Origin of the sequence: Streptomyces sp. NPDC049813 (assembly GCF_044465085.1) — a bacterium.
In the GTDB taxonomy this organism is placed as follows: Bacteria; Actinomycetota; Actinomycetes; order Streptomycetales; family Streptomycetaceae; genus Streptomyces.
The window spans coordinates 44,603-64,462 of sequence record NZ_JBITLI010000019.1; the positions used below are offsets into that span (position 1 = coordinate 44,603).

15 protein-coding genes are annotated in these 19,860 nt (G+C 70.7%); 6 read left to right on the forward strand and 9 right to left on the reverse strand.

Features of this window, described 5'->3' with window-relative positions:
* Positions 1 to 22: 22 nt before the first annotated feature.
* The 4 genes from ACIBW6_RS30520 to ACIBW6_RS30535 form a co-directional block, all read right to left on the reverse strand.
* Positions 23 to 1,030, reverse strand: coding sequence for a zinc-dependent alcohol dehydrogenase family protein (locus ACIBW6_RS30520; RefSeq protein ID WP_399065259.1), 1,008 nt, complete (start codon positions 1,028 to 1,030; stop codon positions 23 to 25).
* A 136-nt stretch (positions 1,031 to 1,166) separates the two neighbouring features.
* Positions 1,167 to 1,514, reverse strand: a complete 348-nt coding sequence (locus ACIBW6_RS30525) for an ArsR/SmtB family transcription factor (RefSeq protein WP_399065261.1) — start codon at positions 1,512 to 1,514, stop codon at positions 1,167 to 1,169.
* 195 nt (positions 1,515 to 1,709) lie between these two features.
* Positions 1,710 to 2,972 (reverse strand): hypothetical protein, encoded by a 1,263-nt coding sequence (locus ACIBW6_RS30530; protein ID WP_399065262.1) that lies wholly within the window; start codon positions 2,970 to 2,972, stop codon positions 1,710 to 1,712.
* 57 nt (positions 2,973 to 3,029) lie between these two features.
* Positions 3,030 to 4,604 (reverse strand): endo-1,3-beta-xylanase, encoded by a 1,575-nt coding sequence (locus tag ACIBW6_RS30535; protein ID WP_399065264.1) that lies wholly within the window; start codon positions 4,602 to 4,604, stop codon positions 3,030 to 3,032.
* Between the two features lie 373 nt (positions 4,605 to 4,977).
* Between ACIBW6_RS30535 and ACIBW6_RS30540 the strand changes: the two genes are divergently transcribed.
* From ACIBW6_RS30540 to ACIBW6_RS30560, 5 genes are all read left to right on the forward strand, one after another.
* Complete coding sequence (locus ACIBW6_RS30540) at positions 4,978 to 6,261, forward strand: extracellular solute-binding protein (RefSeq protein ID WP_399065266.1); 1,284 nt, start codon at positions 4,978 to 4,980, stop codon at positions 6,259 to 6,261.
* A gap of 94 nt (positions 6,262 to 6,355) precedes the next feature.
* Positions 6,356 to 7,306: a carbohydrate ABC transporter permease gene (locus tag ACIBW6_RS30545; protein ID WP_399065268.1), complete on the forward strand. Its 951-nt coding sequence runs from the start codon at positions 6,356 to 6,358 to the stop codon at positions 7,304 to 7,306.
* A 44-nt stretch (positions 7,307 to 7,350) separates the two neighbouring features.
* Positions 7,351 to 8,277: a carbohydrate ABC transporter permease gene (locus ACIBW6_RS30550; RefSeq protein ID WP_399065270.1), complete on the forward strand. Its 927-nt coding sequence runs from the start codon at positions 7,351 to 7,353 to the stop codon at positions 8,275 to 8,277.
* Positions 8,278 to 8,326: 49 nt separating this feature from the next.
* The gene (locus ACIBW6_RS30555; RefSeq protein WP_399065272.1) at positions 8,327 to 10,006 is read left to right on the forward strand and encodes a glycoside hydrolase family 43 protein; all 1,680 of its coding nucleotides are present in this window, start codon (positions 8,327 to 8,329) and stop codon (positions 10,004 to 10,006) included.
* Between the two features lie 151 nt (positions 10,007 to 10,157).
* On the forward strand, positions 10,158 to 11,189 hold the full coding sequence (locus ACIBW6_RS30560) for a LacI family DNA-binding transcriptional regulator (protein ID WP_399065274.1): 1,032 nt from the start codon (positions 10,158 to 10,160) through the stop codon (positions 11,187 to 11,189).
* Between the two features lie 275 nt (positions 11,190 to 11,464).
* Here the strand turns inward: ACIBW6_RS30560 and ACIBW6_RS30565 are convergent, their stop codons facing one another.
* From ACIBW6_RS30565 to ACIBW6_RS30585, 5 genes are all read right to left on the reverse strand, one after another.
* A complete protein-coding gene (locus ACIBW6_RS30565; RefSeq protein ID WP_399065276.1) occupies positions 11,465 to 12,616 on the reverse strand; it encodes an ROK family transcriptional regulator in 1,152 nt (383 codons plus the stop codon).
* Between the two features lie 75 nt (positions 12,617 to 12,691).
* Positions 12,692 to 14,191 carry a glycoside hydrolase family 36 protein gene (locus ACIBW6_RS30570; protein WP_399065279.1) on the reverse strand — a complete coding sequence of 500 codons (1,500 nt, stop codon included), beginning with the start codon at positions 14,189 to 14,191 and terminating at the stop codon, positions 12,692 to 12,694.
* 54 nt (positions 14,192 to 14,245) lie between these two features.
* Entirely contained in the window at positions 14,246 to 15,595 is a 1,350-nt protein-coding gene (locus ACIBW6_RS30575) for an ABC transporter substrate-binding protein (RefSeq protein WP_399065282.1), read from the reverse strand.
* A gap of 27 nt (positions 15,596 to 15,622) precedes the next feature.
* Positions 15,623 to 16,492 (reverse strand): carbohydrate ABC transporter permease, encoded by an 870-nt coding sequence (locus ACIBW6_RS30580; RefSeq protein ID WP_399065284.1) that lies wholly within the window; start codon positions 16,490 to 16,492, stop codon positions 15,623 to 15,625.
* Positions 16,493 to 16,594: 102 nt separating this feature from the next.
* Complete coding sequence (locus tag ACIBW6_RS30585; protein WP_399065286.1) at positions 16,595 to 17,548, reverse strand: carbohydrate ABC transporter permease; 954 nt, start codon at positions 17,546 to 17,548, stop codon at positions 16,595 to 16,597.
* A gap of 186 nt (positions 17,549 to 17,734) precedes the next feature.
* Here ACIBW6_RS30585 and ACIBW6_RS30590 point away from each other — a divergent pair, with 186 nt between their 5' ends.
* On the forward strand, positions 17,735 to 19,720 hold the full coding sequence (locus tag ACIBW6_RS30590) for a DUF4832 domain-containing protein (protein WP_399065288.1): 1,986 nt from the start codon (positions 17,735 to 17,737) through the stop codon (positions 19,718 to 19,720).
* The last annotated feature ends 140 nt before the right edge of the window (positions 19,721 to 19,860 follow it).

The window sequence follows — 19,860 nt, forward strand, 5'->3', positions numbered from 1 at the left end:
AGGCCCGCCGCGGGAGTACAGGTCAAGGGGTCGTGTCGGTGCCGACGGTGATCACGATTTTGCCGACCTGGCCGCCGGCCTCCAGGTAGCGGTGCGCCTCGGCGATGTCGTCGAGCGGGAAGGCCTTGTCGACCGTAGGGACCAGTTCCCCCTTGACCAGGCCCTCGGTGACGAACGCGACCGCTTCGGCGCGGCGCTGGGCGTCGGTGGTGATCTCATGGAGGGTGAAGCCGCGGAGGGTGAGGCGCTTGAAGAGGACCTGCCCGATGTCGAGCGGGGTGGGAGTACGGTCCAGGACGCCGTACAGCACGAGGACACCTCCGGGCGCGGCGGCGGCGACCAGGTCGGCCAGGGCGTTTCCGCCGACGGGGTCGAAGACGATGCGGGCGCCCTGACCGTTGGTCAGTTCGCGTACGCGGGAGGGGACGTCCTCCTCGGCGGTGGCGATGACGTCATCGGCGCCGGCATCCAGAAGTTGCCGGCGTTTGGCGCCGGTGCGGGTCAGTGCGATGGCGCGGGCGCCGGCCTGGTGAGCGATCTGGATGGCCGCGAGGCCGACGCTGCTGGAGGCCGCGGAGATCAGTACGGTGTCACCGGCGCGTATGCCCGCGACGTCGACCAGTCCGCCGTAGGCGGTGATGAACTGCATCCACACCGAGGCCGCTTCTTCGAAGGAGAGCTGCCCGGGATGCGCGACGACCGCGTGGGCCGGGGCGAGGACCGCCTCCCCGTGCACGGGGTAGTCGTTCATGGTGAACGACGGCACGACACTGACCGCCTCCCCCACGGTCAGTCCGTGTACGCCTTCGCCGAGTGCCTCGATCACACCTGCGGCTTCGTAGCCGATGCTGGCGGGGAGTACGGGCGCGGTCCCGTACTGGCCCAGGCGGAACATCGACTCCGCCCGGTTCAGGCCGAGTGCCCGGGTGCGGATCAGGACCTCTCCCGGGCCCGGCTGGGGAACAGGGACCTCGTCCAGGCGCAGGACGTCCGGACCACCGATCTCATGAAAACGGACGACGCGGTTCATACGTGTCTCCTTCAGGCGCATAAACAAGCGGGCGACCCCGGTACCGGACCGGCTGTGCCACCCACCCTGCCCCAAAGTTCGATGACCGTCAAATTTCGATCCGCATCGAAGTATGTACCGGCCGCGTTTCGCTGCTTCAGGCCTGGCCCTCCACCTCGACGGTGGCGGCCGCCACGACCGCCGGCAGCAGACCGGGGAACCGCCCCTCCAACTCCTCAGTACGCAGCGCGTTCAACTTCGTCGTCCCCACGTAGTACTGACGGATCACCCCCGCCTCACGCAGCACGTTGAAGTGGTGGGTGAGCGTCGACAGCGAAACCGGCGTGTCGAAGGTGCCGCAGCTCATGTCCTCCCCGGCCCCGGCCAGCTGCGACACCACCGACCGGCGCACCGGATCCACCAGCGCCTCCAGCACCTGCTGCAAAGAAACCTCGGCCACATCGGGGTGGACCACCGACCGGGCGGCGGTACGAGGTCGGGCCACAGTCACTCCTCGAGATGATCACAATGAACTCCCCCCATAGTACGACCGTCATCGAAACAACACCCTGGTCACGGTGGTCGGCGGGCAGGTCGCGCCAGGCCGAACCCGGTGACTGGGTCCCGGAGATCCCGGCCGGCGATAGGGAACCCCGGCGGGAGGCGGGGAGCCCTTCGCCGGGGTCGCCGGGGTCGCGGGTCAGGCCCGGCATCCGGTGGTGAAGCCGCGCTCGGCCAGGCCGCGGCAGAACGTCGTGCGGGCGTCGGTGTAGCGGGAGAGGCGTCCGTCGGCGAACCAGGTCGAGTCGGGCGGGAAGTCGAAGCTCCCGTCGTCGATCCCGTCCCAGCCGTAGCGGAAGTCGAGGTCGATGTAGGTGACGGTGGTGATGACGTCGGACAGGTCATAGGTGCCCGGCAGGTTGGGGATCGGGCCCCGGTAGTCGAGCAGGCCGAACAGGCGCCGCGTCCACTCGGCCCCGCGCACCGGTTCCAGACCGCCGGTGTCGGCGCCGTCCGCGGTGAGGTTCATCAGTCCGCTCTCGGAGACGACCATCTTCTTGCCGTGGTCCTGGGCGAACTTCATCATCTTCAGGACGTTGCCGTCGTAGTCCCAGTTCTTCCAGACGGCGGCCGGATTGCCGTGGGTGTCGGTGCCGATGTAGGCGTTGCGGCATTGGAGGGCGCCGATGTCGTAGTTGTCGGGCGGGGTGCCGTTGTAGAGGTAGCCGCCGGTGTCGCGGATCGGCATGCACAGTTCGTGGGCGAAGACGGAGACGCCGATCTCGTCGGTGACCGCGTCGCCCGGGTAGAGCGCCTCGTACTCGCCGCGCACCGGGTGGAAGACGAAGCGGACGTTGTCCTGGTGGATGCGGTCCTCGATGAGCGAGCGGATGCGGGCGAAAGCACCCTTGTACGAGGAGCAGGTGGCGTCGGTGCAGTGGTAGTGGCTGCTGACCTCGTAGTCGAGGCGGAGCAGGAACGTGGCCCTCGGGTGAGCGTCGATGAAGTCGGTCAGCCGGGTGAAGCGGTCGGCCCACTTGCCGTCGGCGAGTTCCTGGGTGACCTGCCGGGAGCGGGCGGCCTTGGCGCTGTCGTCGCCGCCGGGGAAACCGGGCGGGTTGTCCTTCCAGCTGATGCCGATCTGGACGGTGTCGCCGCGGTCGGCGAGGAAGCCGGCGTAGGCGGCGTGCCCGGGGCCGACCCAGTCGCCGGAGGCGACCTCGTAGTACACGGAGCCGCCGGCGGGGGCGTCGGCGAAGGACGTGTAGTCGTCCCAGGCGGTCCTGGTGGACTGGCCGATGAGCAGGGTGCGCGGGGCTGCCGCCCGTACCCGTACGGGGCCGGGACCGGAGGATGCGGCGTGGGCGGCGCCGCCGAGGGGGAGGACGGCGGCCAGCAGGGCGAGGACGAGCAGGACCAGGCCGCGGTCTCTGCTCGCGTGCGGGAACGTGTGGGGGTGCATGGGTGCTCCTGACTACGGGGCCCGCGTGTGTCGCGGGCCCCGGTGGGGTGGGGGAGGTCAGGGGGTCCGGTAGGTGAAGCTGCCGGTGGTGATCTGCGCGGTCTGGCCGGCCGGCTGGTAGTCGAAGGTGTACGTCACCGTGTCACCGGGACGCAGGCCGACGGGCTTCTCCCAGCGGCTCTCGGCGGCGTTCCAGGTGAGGAAGTAGTTCTGCTCGGCGCCGCCGTTGACGCGGTAGTGGACGGTGACGAAGGTGGCGGTCCCGGCCGGCTTGAACCAGATGGCGGGCTGGGAGGCGGAGGTGACGCCCTGGGTGTAGTCGCCCGTCCGGGGCGGCTCGGTGGGCGTGCCGGGGTCCGGGTCGGGGTTCTGTCCGGAGCCGGTGCCGTGCACCCACTGGGCGCCGCGCAGTTCGGCCAGGAAGCGGTCGCGGACGGTGGGGTCGGCCTGGACGCGGGCGTCGCCCCAGTAGCCGTTGGCGCAGCCGGGTCCGCCGGCCGCGGCGCCGTCGGCGCACTGCCACTGGGTCTGGCCGTCCCAGTCGGTGTTGATGTAGGCGGCGGCGCGGATGACGTCCCGGTTGGCGGTGACGAAGGCGAAGTACGGTTTGTACCACTCGTTCCAGATGGTGTCCGCGCTGGTGGCCGTCGGGTTCTTGCGCATGATGCAGCTCTTGGTGTGCGCCCCGTTGTCGTAGCCCTGCGGGGACGCCTCGGCGATCATCGCCGGCTTGCCGTGGGCGCGGGCGAAGTCGAGGACGCGGTTCTGCAGTCCGGTCGGTGAGGTGTCGTAGGTGCTGCATCCCCATTGGGTGCCGACCGAGCCGGTGCCGTAGAAGGCGGACAGGCCGACCCAGTCGACGTACTGGTCACCGGGGTACCAGATGTCGTAATGCCTCGGGTCCGTGACGACGTAGTTCCACTCGGGGTGGTCGGGGTTGGTGTTGAGCGGCCAGGCGGCTGTCTGCCAGACGGTGGCGACCTTGGTGGCGCCGAGGGCGTCGATGCGGCCCTTGATGTAGGCGAAGGTCTTCTTGTAGTAGTCGGCGTTGTAGCAGTTCCAGGGGCCGTCGAACTCGTAGCCGATGCGCAGGAAGACCTGGCGGTCGTAGCTCTTGAGCTTGGTGACCATCTGGTCGACCTTGGCCCGGTACTGGCTGATGAGGCTGGGGTTGCCGGCGGTGACGTCGCTGTCGTTCGTCCCGATGATGGCGCGCAGTGGCTGGTTGTTGCAGCCGCTGGTGGCGTCGGAGAGGTAGAGGCCGACGGCGAGGGCGGAGTCGGGGTACTGGGCGAGGGTGCCTGCGAAGTCCACGGTGCCGGAACCCCAGTTGGCGGGGGTGTTCATGCCGGCGAGGGGTTCGGGGCTGCCGCCGAGGACGAGGTTGGTGTAGAGGGTGACGCCGCCGGGCGCGGGGGCGTCGAGGCCCGCGTTGTCCAGGACGTCACGCTTGTAGGAGGCGAGGGTGTCGCTGTCCTGCCCCATGATCGCCATCACCTTGCCGTCGGCCGGCAGGTTGCGGGCCGTGACGGCGGCCTGGGCGGTTGCCGGGGTGGGGCCGACCGAGCCCAGGGCGGCCACCGCGGCGAGGCCGGCGAGCGCGGTGACGGCTCGTCTTCGCAGGGAGCGCATGCGGAATCTCCTTGTGCCATGCGGATGTGTTGCCCGGCATCGTGGAGACGTTCGCTTGTTACGTCAATGAGTCGCGTAAGTTTCGGTCGACTGAGCAGGTGGCAGCCACTCTGCCGTAACCTTCCGACCTGCTCTCAAGCCCCCTCGACGACTACCGGTCCTTCGGAGACGTAGATCAGCTGCGCTGACCGGCGCCGCACCGTCAACGAAACTTCCACGTAACCATTGACAGCAAGTTTCGCTCACCGGCAAGTTGTCTCATCGAAGCGCCGGACACGACCCGGCGCGTGGCCTCCGCGCGGCCCTGTGGCCCTCCCCCGCCGCGGCAGGCGTCCTTCCGTCGTTCCGTCACCCTCTCCCCTGGAGGTCCCGCATGGGCTCCTCGCGCCTGCGCCGCACGCTCGCCGCCGCGGCCGGTCTCGCCACCCTGGTCTCGCTGGCCGCCTGCTCGTCCGGCTCGGACTCCGCCGGCGGCAAGACCACGCTCACCGTCGCCACCTTCAGCGACTTCGGCTACAAGCCGCTGTTCGCGGAGTACCAGAAGACGCACCCCGACGTGGTGATCAAGGAGCGGGTCTCCCAGCTCGACCAGCACCACAACAGCCTTTCGACACAGCTGTCCTCGGGCAGCGGCGCAGCCGACGTGATGGCGATCGAGGAGGGCTACCTGCCCAAGTTCCGCGAGGTGAAGGACAAGTTCGTCAACCTCGCCGACTACGGAGGCGCCCGGCGCAAGACCGAGTACCTGCCGTACAAGTGGGCCCAGGGCACCTCCGCCGACGGCTCGTTCGTCATGGGGTACGGCACCGACGTCGGCGGACTCGCGATCTGCTACCGCAAGGACCTGTTCGCCCGGGCCGGCCTGCCGACCGACCGCGAGGCTGTGGCCAAGCTCTGGCCGACCTGGGAGGCCTACTTCAAGACCGGTGAGGCCTTCCGCGGCAAGGTGAAGGACCACGCCTGGTTCGACGCCGCGGGCAACGTGTTCAGCGCGATGATGAACCAGACCGAGTACGGCTTCTTCGACCGGAGCGACTCCTACATCGCCGACAGCAACCCGGCGGTGAAGAAGGCCTTCTCCACCACCGCGAAGGCGGCGGCCGACGGCCAGTCGGCGAACCTCGTGCCCTTCAGCCAGCAGTGGAACGCCGGCATCAAGCAGGGGCGGATGGCCACCATCACCTGCCCCGCCTGGCTGACCGGGCTGATCCAGACCGCGGCCGGTGAGGACGGCGCGGGCAAGTGGGACATCGCCGCGGTGCCCGGGGGCGGCGGCAACTGGGGCGGCTCGTTCCTGACCGTGCCCAAGCAGCGCAAGCACGCCAAGGAGGCCGCCGAGCTCGCCGCGTTCCTCACCTCCGCCGACGCGGAGAAGAAGATCTTCACCGGCCCGACCGGTTCACTGCCGTCGATCACCTCGGCACTGTCCGATCCGGCCGTGCAGGGCACCCGCAAGGAGTACTTCAACGACGCCCCGACCGGGCAGATCTTCGCCGCCTCCGCCAAGGACCTCAAGCCCAGCTTCCGCGGCACCGACGACCAGCAGGTGCGGCTGCCCTTCGGCAACGCCCTCCAGCTCGTGGAGCAGGACAAGGCCTCGCCCGAGGAGGCCTGGGACAAGGCACTGTCCGAGGCCGAGAAGAACCTGAAGCACTGACCGGCGACCCGCGCGCAACCCCACGCACCCGGGGTGCCGTCCGTCCCGCGGGCGGCACCCGCTCCACCCCCGACCTTCCTGCCAGGAGGACGCCATGGCGGTCGACACCACCGGTGCCGGGCACGCCCTCACCACCCCGCCGGAGCCGAAGCGCCGCCGGGCTCTGTTCGCCCCCTACAGCTTCGTCGCGCCGTTCTTCGTCGTCTTCGGCGTCTTCGGCCTGTACCCCTTGATCTACACGTTCTGGGTCTCCCTGCACGACTGGGACCGGCTCGCCGGCAACGGCGGGTTCGCCGGATTCGACAACTTCCGGGACCTGTTCGCCGACTCGGACTTCTACACCGCCACCTTCAACACCTTCAGCATCTTCCTGCTGTCCACGGTGCCGCAGCTCCTCCTCGCCCTGGGCGTGGCCTGGCTGCTGGACCGCCGGCTGCGGGCCCGCACCACGTGGCGGGCGCTGGTCCTGGTGCCGCAGTACGTTTCCGTGGTCGCCGTGGCGCTGGTCTTCTCCCAGTTGTTCGGCCGTGACTTCGGCGTCGTCAACTGGGTCCTGGAGCACCTCGGTCTGATCAGCGACCCGGTCGACTGGAGCGCCGACACCTGGAGTTCCCACCTCGCGATCAGCTTCATGGTGATGTGGCGGTGGACCGGCTACAACGCGCTGATCTACCTCGCGGCCATGCAGGCGGTGCCGCGCGAGCTGTACGAGTCGGCGATGGTCGACGGTGCGGGCCGCTTGCTGACCTTCCGGCGCATCACGCTGCCGTCGATCCGGCCCACGCTGCTGTTCACCGTCGTCATCTCCACCATCGGCGGGCTCCAGCTCTTCGCCGAGCCCTTCCTCTTCGACTCCCAGGCCAACGCCGAGGGCGGCACCGAGCATCAGTTCCAGACGCTGACGCTGATGCTCTACAAGTACGGCTTCATCAACAACGACGCCGGCTACGCCTCGGCCATCTCCTGGGTGCTCTTCCTCGTCATCGCCCTGGTCGCCGCCCTCAATGTCTTCCTCACCAGGCGCCTGAGCGGCTCCGACCGCTGACCGGCCGCCGACCGACCGGTCCGTCCACCGAAAGGAGCCCGCTCGTGGCACCGCACGTGACCGCACCCCCTCCCCCGGCCGAGGCCGAGCACCGCGAGGCGTCCGCCCAGCCGCCGGACACCGCCGCGGCCCGGCCGCGCGGGCCCCGCCACCACGACAGCGCGGGCCCGCTGGCGTACGCGCTGCTGGCGGCGGTCGTCCTCGCCTCGGTCTTCCCCCTGTACTGGACGGTCGTCGTCGCCTCCCACAGCGACAACTCCGTGCTCGGCGGCTCGACCCCGTCGCTGGTGCCGGGCGGCCACCTGATCGAGAACATCCAGCGGGTCTTCGACACCGTGGACTTCTGGCAGGCGCTCGGCAACTCCTTCACCGTCGCCGGCGCCACGGCCGTCAGCAACGTGCTGTTGTCCTCCCTGGCCGGCTACGCCTTCGCCAAGCTCCGCTTCCCCGGCCGCGACGCGCTCCTCGTGGTCGTCGTCGCGACCGTGATGGTGCCGACCCAGCTCGGCATCATCCCGCTCTACCTGCTGGTCACCGACATGGGGCTGTACGGGAAGCTCAGTTCGCTGATCGTGCCCGCGCTGGTCTCCGCCGTCGGCGTGTTCTGGATGCGGCAGGCCATGGAGGAGAACGTCCCCGACGAGCTCATCGAGGCCGCTCGCATGGACGGCGCGGGGCAGTTGCGCACTTTCTGGTACGTGGCCTGGCCCGCGGTGCGCTCCACCGCCGCCGTGCTCGGCATGTTCACCTTCATGTTCGCCTGGAACGACTACTTCTGGCCGCTGATCGCCCTGCCCCCGGAGAACGGCACCGTGCAGATCGCCCTCAACCAGCTCGCCGCCGGCTATTACACCGACTACACCCTGATGCTCGCCGGCGTCGTGGTCTCCGTCCTGCCCGTCCTGGCGCTGTTCGCCGTGCTGGCCCGGCGCATCGTCTCCGGCGTCATGGCCGGCGCCGTCAAGGGCTGACACCGCGCCCCGCCCCGCACACCCACCTGCTTCGAGACACGAGGTCCCGATGACCGCCGCCGTCCCCACGACCGGCAACGACACCCCGCTCCGCGGCGGGCGTCCCCCGCGGACGATCCACAACCCCGTCCTGACCGGCTTCCACCCCGACCCGTCCCTGCTGCGGGTCGGACCCGACTACTACCTCGCCACCTCGACCTTCGAGTGGCTGCCCGGCGTGACGCTGCACCACTCCCGGGACCTGGTGAACTGGTCCCCGCTGGGCGGCGCGCTCACCGAGGAACGGCTGCTGGACCTCACCGGCGTACCCGACTCCGGAGGCGTGTGGGCCCCGTGCCTGTCGTGGGCGGACGGCCTGTTCCACCTCGTCTACTCCAACGTGACCAGCCTGGCGGGGGCGTTCAAGGACGTACGCAACCATGTCGTCACCGCACCGGAGATCACCGGGCCCTGGTCCGATCCGGTCTCCCTGCCCGGCCACGGCTTCGACCCGTCGCTCTTCCACGACACCGGCCCCGGCGGCAGCGGACGCAGCTGGTACCTGTGGCTGGACTGGGACCACCGGCCCGGCCGCGACCCCTTCGCGGGCATCCTGCTCCAGGAGTGGGACCGCACGGCCCGCGCCCCGCGCGGACCCGTCCACCGCATCTTCACCGGCACCGCTCTCGGCCGCACCGAAGGCCCGCACCTCTACCGGCGCGGCGGCTGGTACTACCTGGTCACCGCGGAGGGCGGGACCTCCTGGGAGCACGCCGCCACCGTCGCCCGCTCCCGCGAGGTGACCGGCCCCTACGTCCCCGACCCCGCCGGCCCGCTGCTCACCTCCTACGGCGACGACCGCCTGGAACTGCAGAAGGCGGGCCACGCCAGCCTGGCCGACACCCCGGACGGCGAGTGGTACCTCGCCCACCTCGCCGCCCGCCCCCTCACTGCGCGGGGTGCCTGCGTGCTCGGCCGGGAGACCGCCCTGCAGCGCGTCCACTGGACCACGGACGGCTGGCCCCGGGTCTCCGGCGACAGCGGGGAGGGCCGCCCCTCCCTGCGCGTCCCCGCGCCCCGCAGCCGCGCCGCAGCCGCGCGGGAGCCCGTGGACCGCGGCGGGGTGCTGCCTCCGGAGTGGATGACCCTGCGCCGCCACCCCGATCCGTCCTGGCTCTCCGCCCTCCCCGGTGGCGGGGTCCGTCTGCGGGGCGCCGAGTCGCTCACCTCCCGGCACCGGCAGAGCCTCGTGGCCCGCCGCCAGCAGCACACCGGCTTCTCCTTCGAGGCCGCGGTGTCCTTCGAGCCGTACTCGCCGCGGCAGATGGCGGGCGTGGTCCACCTGTACAACACCCAGCTGTGGCACTACGCGCACCTCACCCACGACGAGGAGCACGGCCGGGTCCTGCGCCTGGCCACCTGCGACCGGGGCCGCTACGCCGAGCCGGCCGCCGCCGTGCTCGTGCCCGGTGCGGGCCCCGTGCGGCTCCGTCTCACCTGCGCGGGCGCCACGGCCGCCTTCACCTGGTGGGACGCCACCGCCCGGCAGTGGCACCGGCTCGGCCCCCGCCTGGACGTGACACGGCTGTCGGACGACTACGCGACCGTGGGCGACGCCGAGGGGCACTACGACAGCTGGGGTTTCACCGGCGCCTTCGTCGGGGTCTGCGCCCAGGACCTCACCGGCGGCGGGCATCCCGCCGCGTTCGCGGAGCTCAAGTACCGGGCGGACGAGGGTGACGCGGCATGAGCACGGCTGTGCGGGGCGCCCGCCGGTGGACCGCGCCCTCGGCTCCGCGGCCGCGGCGTCGTACTCTTCGTCTCCGGGTGAGGGCTCAGGCGCGCCCGGGCACCACGACACGCGCTGCCGACGGGACCGGCGGACGGGAAACGGACGGCACATGACCTCACGACCTGCTGCGAAGGTGACCATCAGCACCATCGCCGCCGAAGCCGGCGTCTCCACCGCCACGGTCTCCAAGGTCCTCAACGGTCGCGCCGACGTCTCGACCGCGACCCGTGACCGCGTCCGGCAGATCATGGCCCGCCACCACTACCAGCCGCGCCGGGCCCGACGCAGGGGCGGAGTCGTCGACCTCGTGCTCAACGAACTCGACAGCCTCTGGTCCATCGAGATCATCCGCGGTGCCGAGGAGGCGCTGCGCGACGAGGGCGTCAGCATGATGCTCTCCGCCGTGCACGGCAGCAGTTCCGGCACCAACGCCTGGCTCGACCAGCTCGCCGCCCGCCGCTCGGACGGGGCCATCCTCGTCGTCTCGGACCTCACACCACGTCAGCGCACCAGGCTGGCGGCTCTCAACATTCCCTTCGTCCTGGTCGACCCCGTCGGCAACGTGGATCCGACCGTACCGACGATCGGGGCCACGAACTGGGCCGGCGCCATCGCCGCGACCGAGCATCTGATCGGGCTCGGGCACCGCCGGATCGCCCATCTGGGCGGACCGCGCCAGTTGTTGTGCAGCCGCGCCCGTGCCGACGGCTTTCGTGCCGCCATGGAGGCCGCCGGACTGCCGGTGCACGACGGTGCGGTGCGGTACGGCGAGTTCAACGACCTCTCCGGACACACCGAGATGGCCGCTCTGCTCGACGCGGAGAACACCGTCGGTCCCTCGCCCACCGCCGTCTTCGCCGCCAGTGATCTCCAGGCCTTCGGTGCCTACACGGCGCTGCGTGAACGCGGGCTGCGGGTGCCGGACGACGTCAGCGTGGTCGGCTTCGACGACGTCCCCGTGACCCGCTGGAGCGACCCGGCGCTGACGACGGTCCGGCAGCCGCTGCAGGACATGGCCGGCATGGCCGCGACCACCCTGTTGCGGCTCATCGACGGCGAGGACGTGAACCTGCCCCGCGTCGAATTCGCCACGCGCCTGGTCGTCCGCAGCAGCACGGCGGCGCCCGCGGGCGCCGAGTGAACGGCCGGGGGGGGGGGGGGGGGGGGGGGGGCGGCGGGCCCCGCGCCCCCCCCCGGGGGGGGGGGGGGGGGGGGCCCCCCCCCCCCCCCCCCGGCCCCCGCCGCCGGGGGGCCCCGGGGGGGGCGGGGGGCCGGGGGGGGGGGGGGGGGGCGGGGGGGGGCGGGGCGCCCCGCCCCCCGCCAGGGTGTCGGAGGGGCTTCGGCGCCCACGACCCGGACGCCGTCCGCGCCGGCGCGGTACGCCGTCGTCGACGGGCTCGCCGTGGGCCGGGTCGCCTATCCGCGTGGTGCCGTCGGTGCCGCCAGACCGTCGCTGAGCAGGCGGCGGTCGATCTCGTCCAGGGCCAGGCGCAGCGCGCCGAGGGCCACGCTCTCGTCGCCCAGGGTCGAGACGCGCAGCTCCGGCAGGCGCAGGCAGTGCTTGGTGAGTTCGCGGCGCAGGGGTTCGAGGACCACGTCGGCGGAGCGGGAGAACCCGCCGCCGTAGACGACGACCTGCGGGTCGAGGGCGAGGACGAGGGCGGCGACGCCCACGGCCAGATCGCGGGTGTAGCGACGGACGGCGGTCCTGGCGTCCTTGTCGCCGTCGCGGGCCGCCTGGAACACCCATGCCGCGGCCTCGCCCGCCGTCGCCGGTACGCCGGGGCAGGACTCCAGGTGGTCGGGGGCGGTCAGCCAGCGGACCGCCTTGAGGGCGCCGATCTCGCCTGCCGCGCCGCCGTGGCCGCGGCGCAGGGTGCCGTCGAGGATGAGCCCGGCTCCTGTGCGCAGTCCGGCGAGGAGGAACACGATGTCGTCGGCGTCCTGGGCGACGCCCTTCCACCGCTCGGCGACGGCGGCGAGCTTGCAGTCGTTCTCGACCTGGATCGGGCAGGTGAAGCGGGCCGCCAGGTGGGCAGCTGGGTCGGTGGTGTGCCAGCCGGGCAGCGGTGTGAACAGTGTGGTGCGGCCCGAGGCGTCGACCGGTCCCGTCACCCCGACCGTGACGGCCCAGATGTCGGACGCGGTCATACCGGCGGCGCGCAGCACGTCGTCGATGACGGCGTCGACCGCCGCGAGCCGCGCCTCGGGCGCCGCCTCCGGGTCGACGGGGCGGCGCTCGGCCCGGACGATCTCGCCCTCCAGGTCGCTGACCATGACGAGGATCTTGTGGACGCCGATGTCGATGCCGAGCGCGTGGCCCGCGCTCGCCCGGAACCGGAAGCGGCGTGCGGGCCGCCCGACCACGCTGCTCGCCCCCGGTTCCTCGACCTCAGCCCAGCCGTCGGTGACGAGGCCCTGCACCAGCACGTCCACGGCGGGCCGGGACAGGCCGGCGCGACCGGCCAGCTCGGTGACGGTGGACGGCGGGTTGCCGCGCAGCGCCCACACGATCGACAGCTGGTTCATCTCGCGCATCCGGGACATGTCTGTTCCGGTCGTCGCCATGCTGGTGCTCCCTGGAGGGGTTGCGGGCCCGCTACTGAATATTGCTGAAGAGTTTACTAATGCGGCGGGTCGCATTCAGGCGATCGGGTAGCGCTGCTCCGTCTCCGGGGTGACCGCCGGGGTGAAGTCGACCTCCCTTCCGTCGAGCGCGAACCGGTAGCGGCCGAGCCTGCGGATCTCGGGTCGCCGCTGCAAGTAGGCGGTCATGGAGTCGAGTTCGTCGGGGTGCAGCCACCCTGGCGGGTCGGACACCGCACGGAATCCGCAGATGTCGGCGAGGTCGCGCAGCCAGCTCTGCTGCTGCTCGGTGAGCAGGTTGAGCCGGCTGCGGAAGTAGACGACGTCGGGGTCGACCTCGAGCAGCGGGGACTGCCAGAGCCGGTGGACCGTGTTGACGACGGCGTTGCGGGCCAGGGCGTCCGAGGGGTCCTGGGTCGCGTAGTGCTCCCACAGGGGCGCGACGTCCGGGCCGCTGCGGATGGCGTCGATCAGGCCGAGGGACGGCAGCAGGGGTGCGCCGCTGCCCAGCAGGTAGGCGTCCGGCCCCGCCTCCTCGCGGATGATGCGCAGGCCGAGCCGGTAGGCCTCCTCGCGGCCGAGGTCGGTGGCGCGTACGCCGGGCGCGGTGCCGGCGCCGATGAAGTCGAGCTTGAGGTAGGTGAAGCCCCATTCCCGGGTGACGCGGCGGATCGTGTCGCGCAGATGGTCCTGGGCGGCGGACAGGGTGAGGTCGAGGGTGTGGTAGCCGGTGCCCCAGTTGTGTCCGGCGATCACGGGGTCGCCGTGTGCGTCGCGGAGGAGCAGTTCGGGCCGCTCCCGCGCGGTGCGGGAGCCGGGCAGGGCGATGAACGGCGCGATCCAGAGCCCTGGCCGCAGTCCGGCCTCCGTGATGCGGTCGGCCAGGGCCCGCATTCCGGCGGGGAACTTGTCGTTGGGGTGCCAGTCCCCGACCATCCGTTCCCAGCCGTCGTCGACCTGGACGACGTCGAAGGGCAGTCCGCGCAGCGCGGTGATGTCCTTGGTGAGCTGTTCCTCGGTGATGTTCTCGTAGTAGGCGTACCAGCTGCACCACACGTCGCCCGCGCGCTTGCCGCTGCGGCCCAGACGTTCGGCGAGGTGGCGGGCGTACGCGGCGAAGACCTCGTCCTCGGCGCCGTGGGCGAGGAACCAGGGTGCGCCGTCGCGCTCGTACCAGCCGGAGAGGGTGTCGTGGTCGGCGGCGAGTCGGGGGACGTCGAGGCCGAGCGCGCCGAGCAGCAGGACCTGGCCGTCGGGGCCTTGCAGGGCGGCGACGGCAGAGGAGTGGTGTCGGGCCGGATCGTCCCACACGGTGTCGTCGGCGGTGGTGCGGCGTTCGGCGCTCTCGATGCGCAGCGGCGGCTCGGACAGGCGGCGCCAGCCGCACGGGCTCCAGGAGTTGTGTCCGTGCCGGTAGAACAGCGCGTCGCCGAGGCCGTGCAGCAGCGCCACCCGGCCGGGCGGCAGCAGCAGGCCTCCGTCGACGGGCTCGGGCTGTGTCTCGCCCGCGAGCTCGACGGCGAACGTGCGCCCTCCGACGTCTACGACCTGGGGCATGTATCTCCTTGTGTGTGTCTACGCTGGACGGGTGCCGCGTGTGCGGGGCTGTGGCTACTTGAAGAGGCCGTTGACCTTGTCGTTGGCCGACTTCAGCGCCGAGGCGGGGGATTTCTGGCCGAGGATCGCCGACTGGATGGCTTCCTGGACGATCGGGCCGATCTCGGTGCCGTGTTCGGTGACGGGCAGCTGGAACGTGGTGTTCTTGTCGGCTGCCGCGTCCGTGAAGACGTGCACATCGCGGCCCTTCGCCTTGTGGGTGGCGAGCGCCTTCTCGGTGGCGGACTTGAGCGCGGGGAAGACGACGGCGTGCTTCGCGACGAGGTTCTGGCAGTCGGGCGAGGCGAGGAACTCGACCCACTTCCACGCCTGGTCCTTGTGTGCGGAGCCGGCCCAGATGGCGTCGGAGAGGCCGTTGATGGCGCTCTTGCGTCCGCTCGGCCCGGTCGGCATCGGCGCGAAGGCGAGTTTCTGCTTGACCTTGGGGTCGGTGAACGTGGGGATGGTCCACGAGCCGGCGACCATGATGGCGCCCTTGCCCGCGGTGAGCAGTTCGGAGTTGGCGACGGTGGACTGCTTGTCGAAGCGGGGCGCGTACCCCTGGTCGATGAGGTGCTTGAACCAGCCGATGGTCGCGGCGAGCTTGGGGTCGTCGTAGCGGTACTTCGTGCCCCACGGGTTCTTGTCGAGGTAGGTGAACCCGTTGGCGGCGGCGAGGTCGCCCCAGCCGTTCTGGCCCTGGGAGCCGTCGGCCCACTCGGGCAGGAACCCGTACGTCTTCACCTTGTTCTTGTCGAAGTCCGGGTCGAGGCCGTTGCGGCCCTGGTCGTCGACGGTGGCCTTGGCTATCGCCTGCTCCAGGGTGCCGCCGTCGTCGGGGTTCCAGGTGAGGTCGGCCAGTCGGGCGGCGTCGACGCCCTGCTTCTTGAGCATCGTGGTGTTGTAGACGAGGGCCATGGTGTCCCAGTCCTTCGGCAGCCCGTAGCGCTTGCCGTCCTTGACCCAGGTGTCGGCGAGGCCCGCCTGGTAGGCGGAGAGGTCGAGCTTGTCCTGGTCGACGTAGGGCTGGAGGTCCAGGAGCTGGTTGCTGGTGGCGAACTGCGGATAGTAGGAGGCCTGGTTCGTCCAGACGTCCGGGGCGTCGCCGGAGGTCAGCTGGGTGGTGAGGTTCTGCCAGTACTGCGCCCAGGCGGTCTGGGTGATCTTGATGGTGGTGTCGGGGTTGGCCTTGTGGAAGGCGGTCGCGCAGTCCTGGTAGGCGGGGAGCTGCTTGTCGTCCCAGAGCCAGTAGTCGATGGTGGCGCCGGAGCCGGCGCTGTCGCTCCCGCCGGAACAGGAGACGAGTGTGGAGGTGGCGGCCAGGCAGAGCAGGGCCGCGCCGGCGCGCAGGTGTCTGATCTTCATCGCGGAAAACCTCTCGGGGTGTGGCATCTACTTGATGCCGGTGAAGTTCAGGGACTCGACCAGGCGGCGGCCGAGCAGGATCAGGAGGATGAGCACGGGCAGCACCGACAGGGCGGAGCCCGCCATCAGGCCGGTCCAGTCGGGCTGGGTGTTCGGGGACTGCTGCTGGAAGATGCCGAGGGCGACGGTGAGGACGCGGGTCTGTTCGTCGCGGCCGGTCAGCAGCGGCCAGAGGTAGTCCTTCCAGGCCCACACGGTGGTGGTGAGCCCGATGGTGAGGAGCGGTCCGCGGCTCATGGGGAGCACGACCTTCCAGAAGACGCCCCAGGCGCCGACGCCGTCGAGCACGGCCGCTTCCTCCACCTCGCGCGGGATCGAGAGGAAGAACTGGCGCAGGAAGAACACGGCGAACGGCGTCATGAGCACGCTCGGCGCGACCATCCCGGCGAACGTGTTCAGCCAGCCGAGGTTCTTCACGAGGACGAAGTTGGGCAGCACGGTGAAGATCGGCGGCACCATCAGGGCGGCGATCAGCACCCCGAAGACCAGGTCCCGGCCGGGGAAGCGCAGGCGGGCGAAGGCGTAGCCCGCCATGGCGCAGAACATGGTCTGGAGCACGGCGATGAGGCCGCTGTAGACAACGGAGTTGAGCAGGTAGCGCAGGAAGTCCACCTGTGCGCCCGAGCCGCCGGCGGCCCGCGCCTCCTGTTCGCTGGTGAGCCCGAGGACCCGTAGGAAATTGATCATCGTGGGGTGCTGCGGGATCAGGCCTGTGCCGTCGGAGTAGATGTCGGCGGCCGGGGTCAGCGCGGTGCGGATCATCCAGTAGAAGGGGAAGACGGTCACGAGCAGGGCGACGGTGAGCGCGGCCCACGCGGCGATCCGGCCGGGCGACATCCGGCGGCGCGCGCTCCGGGGGCTCAGGCCCGCAAGTGCGCCAGCCTGTGGGCCATTTCGCGTGCTCTTGATACGTGTGCGGTTCACGGTCCGTCCGTCTCCTCAGGCCAGGTCCGAGCGGGACGCGCGCAGCAGGCGCATCTGCACGGCGGTCAGCACGCCGAGGACGACCGCGAGGACGACGGCCACCGCGGAGGCGTACCCCATGTGGAAGTTGGTGAAGGCCTGTTCGTAGATGTAGTAGTAGATGACCCGGGTGGCGCTGACGGGTCCGCCCTTGGTGGTCACGGCGATCGTGTCGAAGATCTGGAACGAGCCGATCAGCGACACGACGAGGACGAGGGCGAGCACCGGACGCAGCAGCGGCAGGGTGATCCGGGTGAACATGCGCCACTCCCCTGCCCCGTCCAACGAGGCGCTCTCGTACAGGTGTTGAGGGACTTGGAGCATTCCGGCGTACAGGAGCAGTGCCGTGTAGCCGGCGTAGGCCCAGGTGTTGACCGCTGCGACGGTCGGCATCGCCAGGTCTGGTGAGGTGAAGAAGCCGGTGGTGCCGAAGCCGAGGGCGTCGAGGAGGTGGTTGACGAAGCCGAGGTTGGCGTCCAGGAGCCACATCCACAGCAGGCCGACGGTGACGTTGGGCACCAGCCACGGGACGAGCAGCATCGCGCGCAGGGCCACCGAGCGGGTCAGGCGGTGCATGAGCGTCGCGAGCAACAGGCCGAGGACGGTCTGCGAGCCGATGTTGAGGACGACGTAGTAGCCGGTGACCTTCAGGGCGTTCCAGAACTGGTCGTCGCCGATGAGCTGGGAGTAGTTGTCCGCTCCGGTGAAGTTCGGCGGGGTGAGCAGGTTGTAGTCGGTGAGCGAGTAGTAGATGCCGCGGATGGTCGGGTACGCGTAGAAGAGCGCGAAGCCGATGAGCGCGGGCGCCAGGAACAGCCAGGCCGCTCCGCGGTCGTCGCGGGCCCTGCGCGGTCTGCCTGAGCGGGCGGTCCGGCCCGGAGCGGGTCCCGCGATCTCAGGTGGTGGCGCAAGTGCCGTGTCCGCGCCCATGGTTGGCCTCCGAACGGATCTTCGCCGCACCTCTTGTCAGTGGGGCTCCGTGGTCACATATTGATGAGCAGCAGCGAAACTTTGTCAATGCTGACGCATAAGAAAGGGTGATCCGCCTCGTGGGTCCCGGCTCGCTGCCGACCTTCCCGCCACCTCGACTCAGCGCACAGACACGGAGGTTGACCCGTGCACACCTTCGCTCGACGCCGCGACAGAAAGCTGCTCGCCTCACTCGGTGCCGCCGCCACCGCCCTCGCGCTGGCCGCGTTGCCGCTGACCGCAGAGGCCGCGCCCGCCACCGTCTCGGCTCAGGGCGCGCCGTCGCGGCCGTCCCCCGGCCCCGCCCCTGATCCCTCACTGCCGGCGCACGCGCTCACCCGCGCCGACGCGCCCGTGGACAACCCACTGAAGGGCTTCGCCCGCTTCTACCAGCCGGGCGGTGACCAGAACACGGGCTATCCGCACTCGCTGACCTGGAGCTACTTCGGCCTGTCCGAGGTCATGAAGGACGCCTCGGACTGCGGGCACTACGACTGGTCCGTCCTCGACAAAGCGCTCGACGAGACCGCCACGTACGGCAATCAGGCCGCCATCCGCTTCTACATCGAGTATCCGGGCGGCAGCGGCAGCCACCCCGCCAACGCGATCCCGCCGTGCTTCGCCGGGCACGTCGACAACCGCACGAACAGCTACTGGAACACCACCAGCCCCGACTACGACAGCCCGTACCTGCTGGACGCGCTCAAGAAGTTCATCGCCGCGTACGGCGCGCGCTACGACGGTGATCCGCGGATCGGCTTCATCCACATGGGTCTGGTCGGGCTCTGGGGCGAGTGGCACACCTGGCCCTACGACACCGACACCTCGGGCGACACGTATCCGAACTACATGCCCTCCGACGCGCACGGTGCCGAACTCATCCAGGCCTACAACAGCGCCTTCACCCGCACGAAGATCGAGGTCCGATACCCCGAGTCGGCCGGTGGCGCCGCGGACAGCCTGCCGCGGGTCGGTTACCACGACGACTCCTTCTGCTTCCGAGAAGGCAGCCCGCTCGCCGGGGTCACCCTGCCGGCGTCCATGGGTGGGGCCCCGTACGCGCAACTGCAAAAGGCGCTGGAACACGGCGTGGAGAACCGCTGGACCACGGCCTCCATGGGCGGTGAGGTGCGCCCCGAGATCCAGCCGACGGCTTTCGCGAACTGGCCCGGCGGCTCCGGCGCCGTCGACAACATGAAGGCGTGCCTGGAACTGGAGCACACCACCTGGAAGATCAACGAGGGCAGCGCGAACTACTCCCCCGGCGACGCCGGCGTGGCCGCCGCGGTCCGGCTGATGGGCTACGACCTCAGCGTCGACCACGCCTACTTCCACGCCACCGCGCAGGGCAGCACCAAGGTCGGCGTACGGATCAACAACAGCGGCGTCGCCCCCTTCTACTACCCCTGGACGGTGAGCCTCGGCCTCAAGGACGCGGCCGGGAACGTCGTCAAGAGCTGGGCCACCCCTTGGGACCTGCGCAAAGTCATGCCGCAGAAGATCCGGGCCTTCCCCGACTGGGGCGTCGGCTCCGATCCCGCCTACCTCGATTACGGCTACGCCCAGTACTTCGACGCCACCGTCGACCTGGCCGGCGTCGCCTCCGGTGACTACCAGCTCGTCATGAAGGCCAAGAACCCCCTGGAGGACGTCAGTTCGGCCGCGAAGAAGCTGCGCTTCGCCAACGCCGGCCAGCACGCCGACGGCTGGCTCGACCTCGGCGCCATGACCGTCGGATCCGGCGGAACGGGCGACCCGGCCGCCTACGAGGCCGAGGCCGCGGGCAACACGCTCACCGGCACCGCCGTGGTCGCCGACTGCGCGGGTTGCTCCGGCGGCCACAAGGTCGGCTACCTCGGCAACGGCGCGACGCTCACCTTCCGCGGGATCGACGGCGGCAGCGGCGGCACCCGGACGGTGACCCTGCACTACGCGACAGCGCAGACCCGCTCCGCGACCGTACGGGCCAACGGCGGCGCCACCCGCACGCTCACCTTCGCGCCCACCGCCGACTGGACGACACCCGGCACGACGAGCGTGACGCTCGATCTGAACGCGGGCACCGGCAACACGCTGACCGTCGCCAACCCCTCAGGGTGGGCGCCGGACATCGACCGGATCACGGTGACGTAGGCAGGACGTAGGAGTGGTGTCGCGGGGGGCCCCCCCCGCGCGGGGCCCCCCCCCCCCCCCGCGGGGGGGGCCGGGGGGGGCCGCCCCCCCCCCCCCGGGGGGGGCGTGCTACCCACCGCCCCCCCCGGCCCGGGGGTTTG

Excerpts from the sequence above, each read along its gene's own strand:
- ACIBW6_RS30520 (WP_399065259.1), bottom strand. The coding sequence starts at position 1,030 with ATGAACCGCGTCGTCCGTTTTCATGAGATCGGTGGTCCGGACGTCCTG.
- ACIBW6_RS30530 (WP_399065262.1), bottom strand. The coding sequence starts at position 2,972 with ATGCACCCCCACACGTTCCCGCACGCGAGCAGAGACCGCGGCCTGGTC.
- ACIBW6_RS30535 (WP_399065264.1), bottom strand. The coding sequence starts at position 4,604 with ATGCGCTCCCTGCGAAGACGAGCCGTCACCGCGCTCGCCGGCCTCGCC.
- ACIBW6_RS30540 (WP_399065266.1), top strand. The coding sequence starts at position 4,978 with ATGGGCTCCTCGCGCCTGCGCCGCACGCTCGCCGCCGCGGCCGGTCTC.
- ACIBW6_RS30545 (WP_399065268.1), top strand. The coding sequence starts at position 6,356 with ATGGCGGTCGACACCACCGGTGCCGGGCACGCCCTCACCACCCCGCCG.
- ACIBW6_RS30555 (WP_399065272.1), top strand. The coding sequence starts at position 8,327 with ATGACCGCCGCCGTCCCCACGACCGGCAACGACACCCCGCTCCGCGGC.
- ACIBW6_RS30560 (WP_399065274.1), top strand. The coding sequence starts at position 10,158 with ATGACCTCACGACCTGCTGCGAAGGTGACCATCAGCACCATCGCCGCC.
- ACIBW6_RS30565 (WP_399065276.1), bottom strand. The coding sequence starts at position 12,616 with ATGGCGACGACCGGAACAGACATGTCCCGGATGCGCGAGATGAACCAG.
- ACIBW6_RS30570 (WP_399065279.1), bottom strand. The coding sequence starts at position 14,191 with ATGCCCCAGGTCGTAGACGTCGGAGGGCGCACGTTCGCCGTCGAGCTC.
- ACIBW6_RS30575 (WP_399065282.1), bottom strand. The coding sequence starts at position 15,595 with ATGAAGATCAGACACCTGCGCGCCGGCGCGGCCCTGCTCTGCCTGGCC.
- ACIBW6_RS30580 (WP_399065284.1), bottom strand. The coding sequence starts at position 16,492 with ATGTCGCCCGGCCGGATCGCCGCGTGGGCCGCGCTCACCGTCGCCCTG.
- ACIBW6_RS30585 (WP_399065286.1), bottom strand. The coding sequence starts at position 17,548 with ATGGGCGCGGACACGGCACTTGCGCCACCACCTGAGATCGCGGGACCC.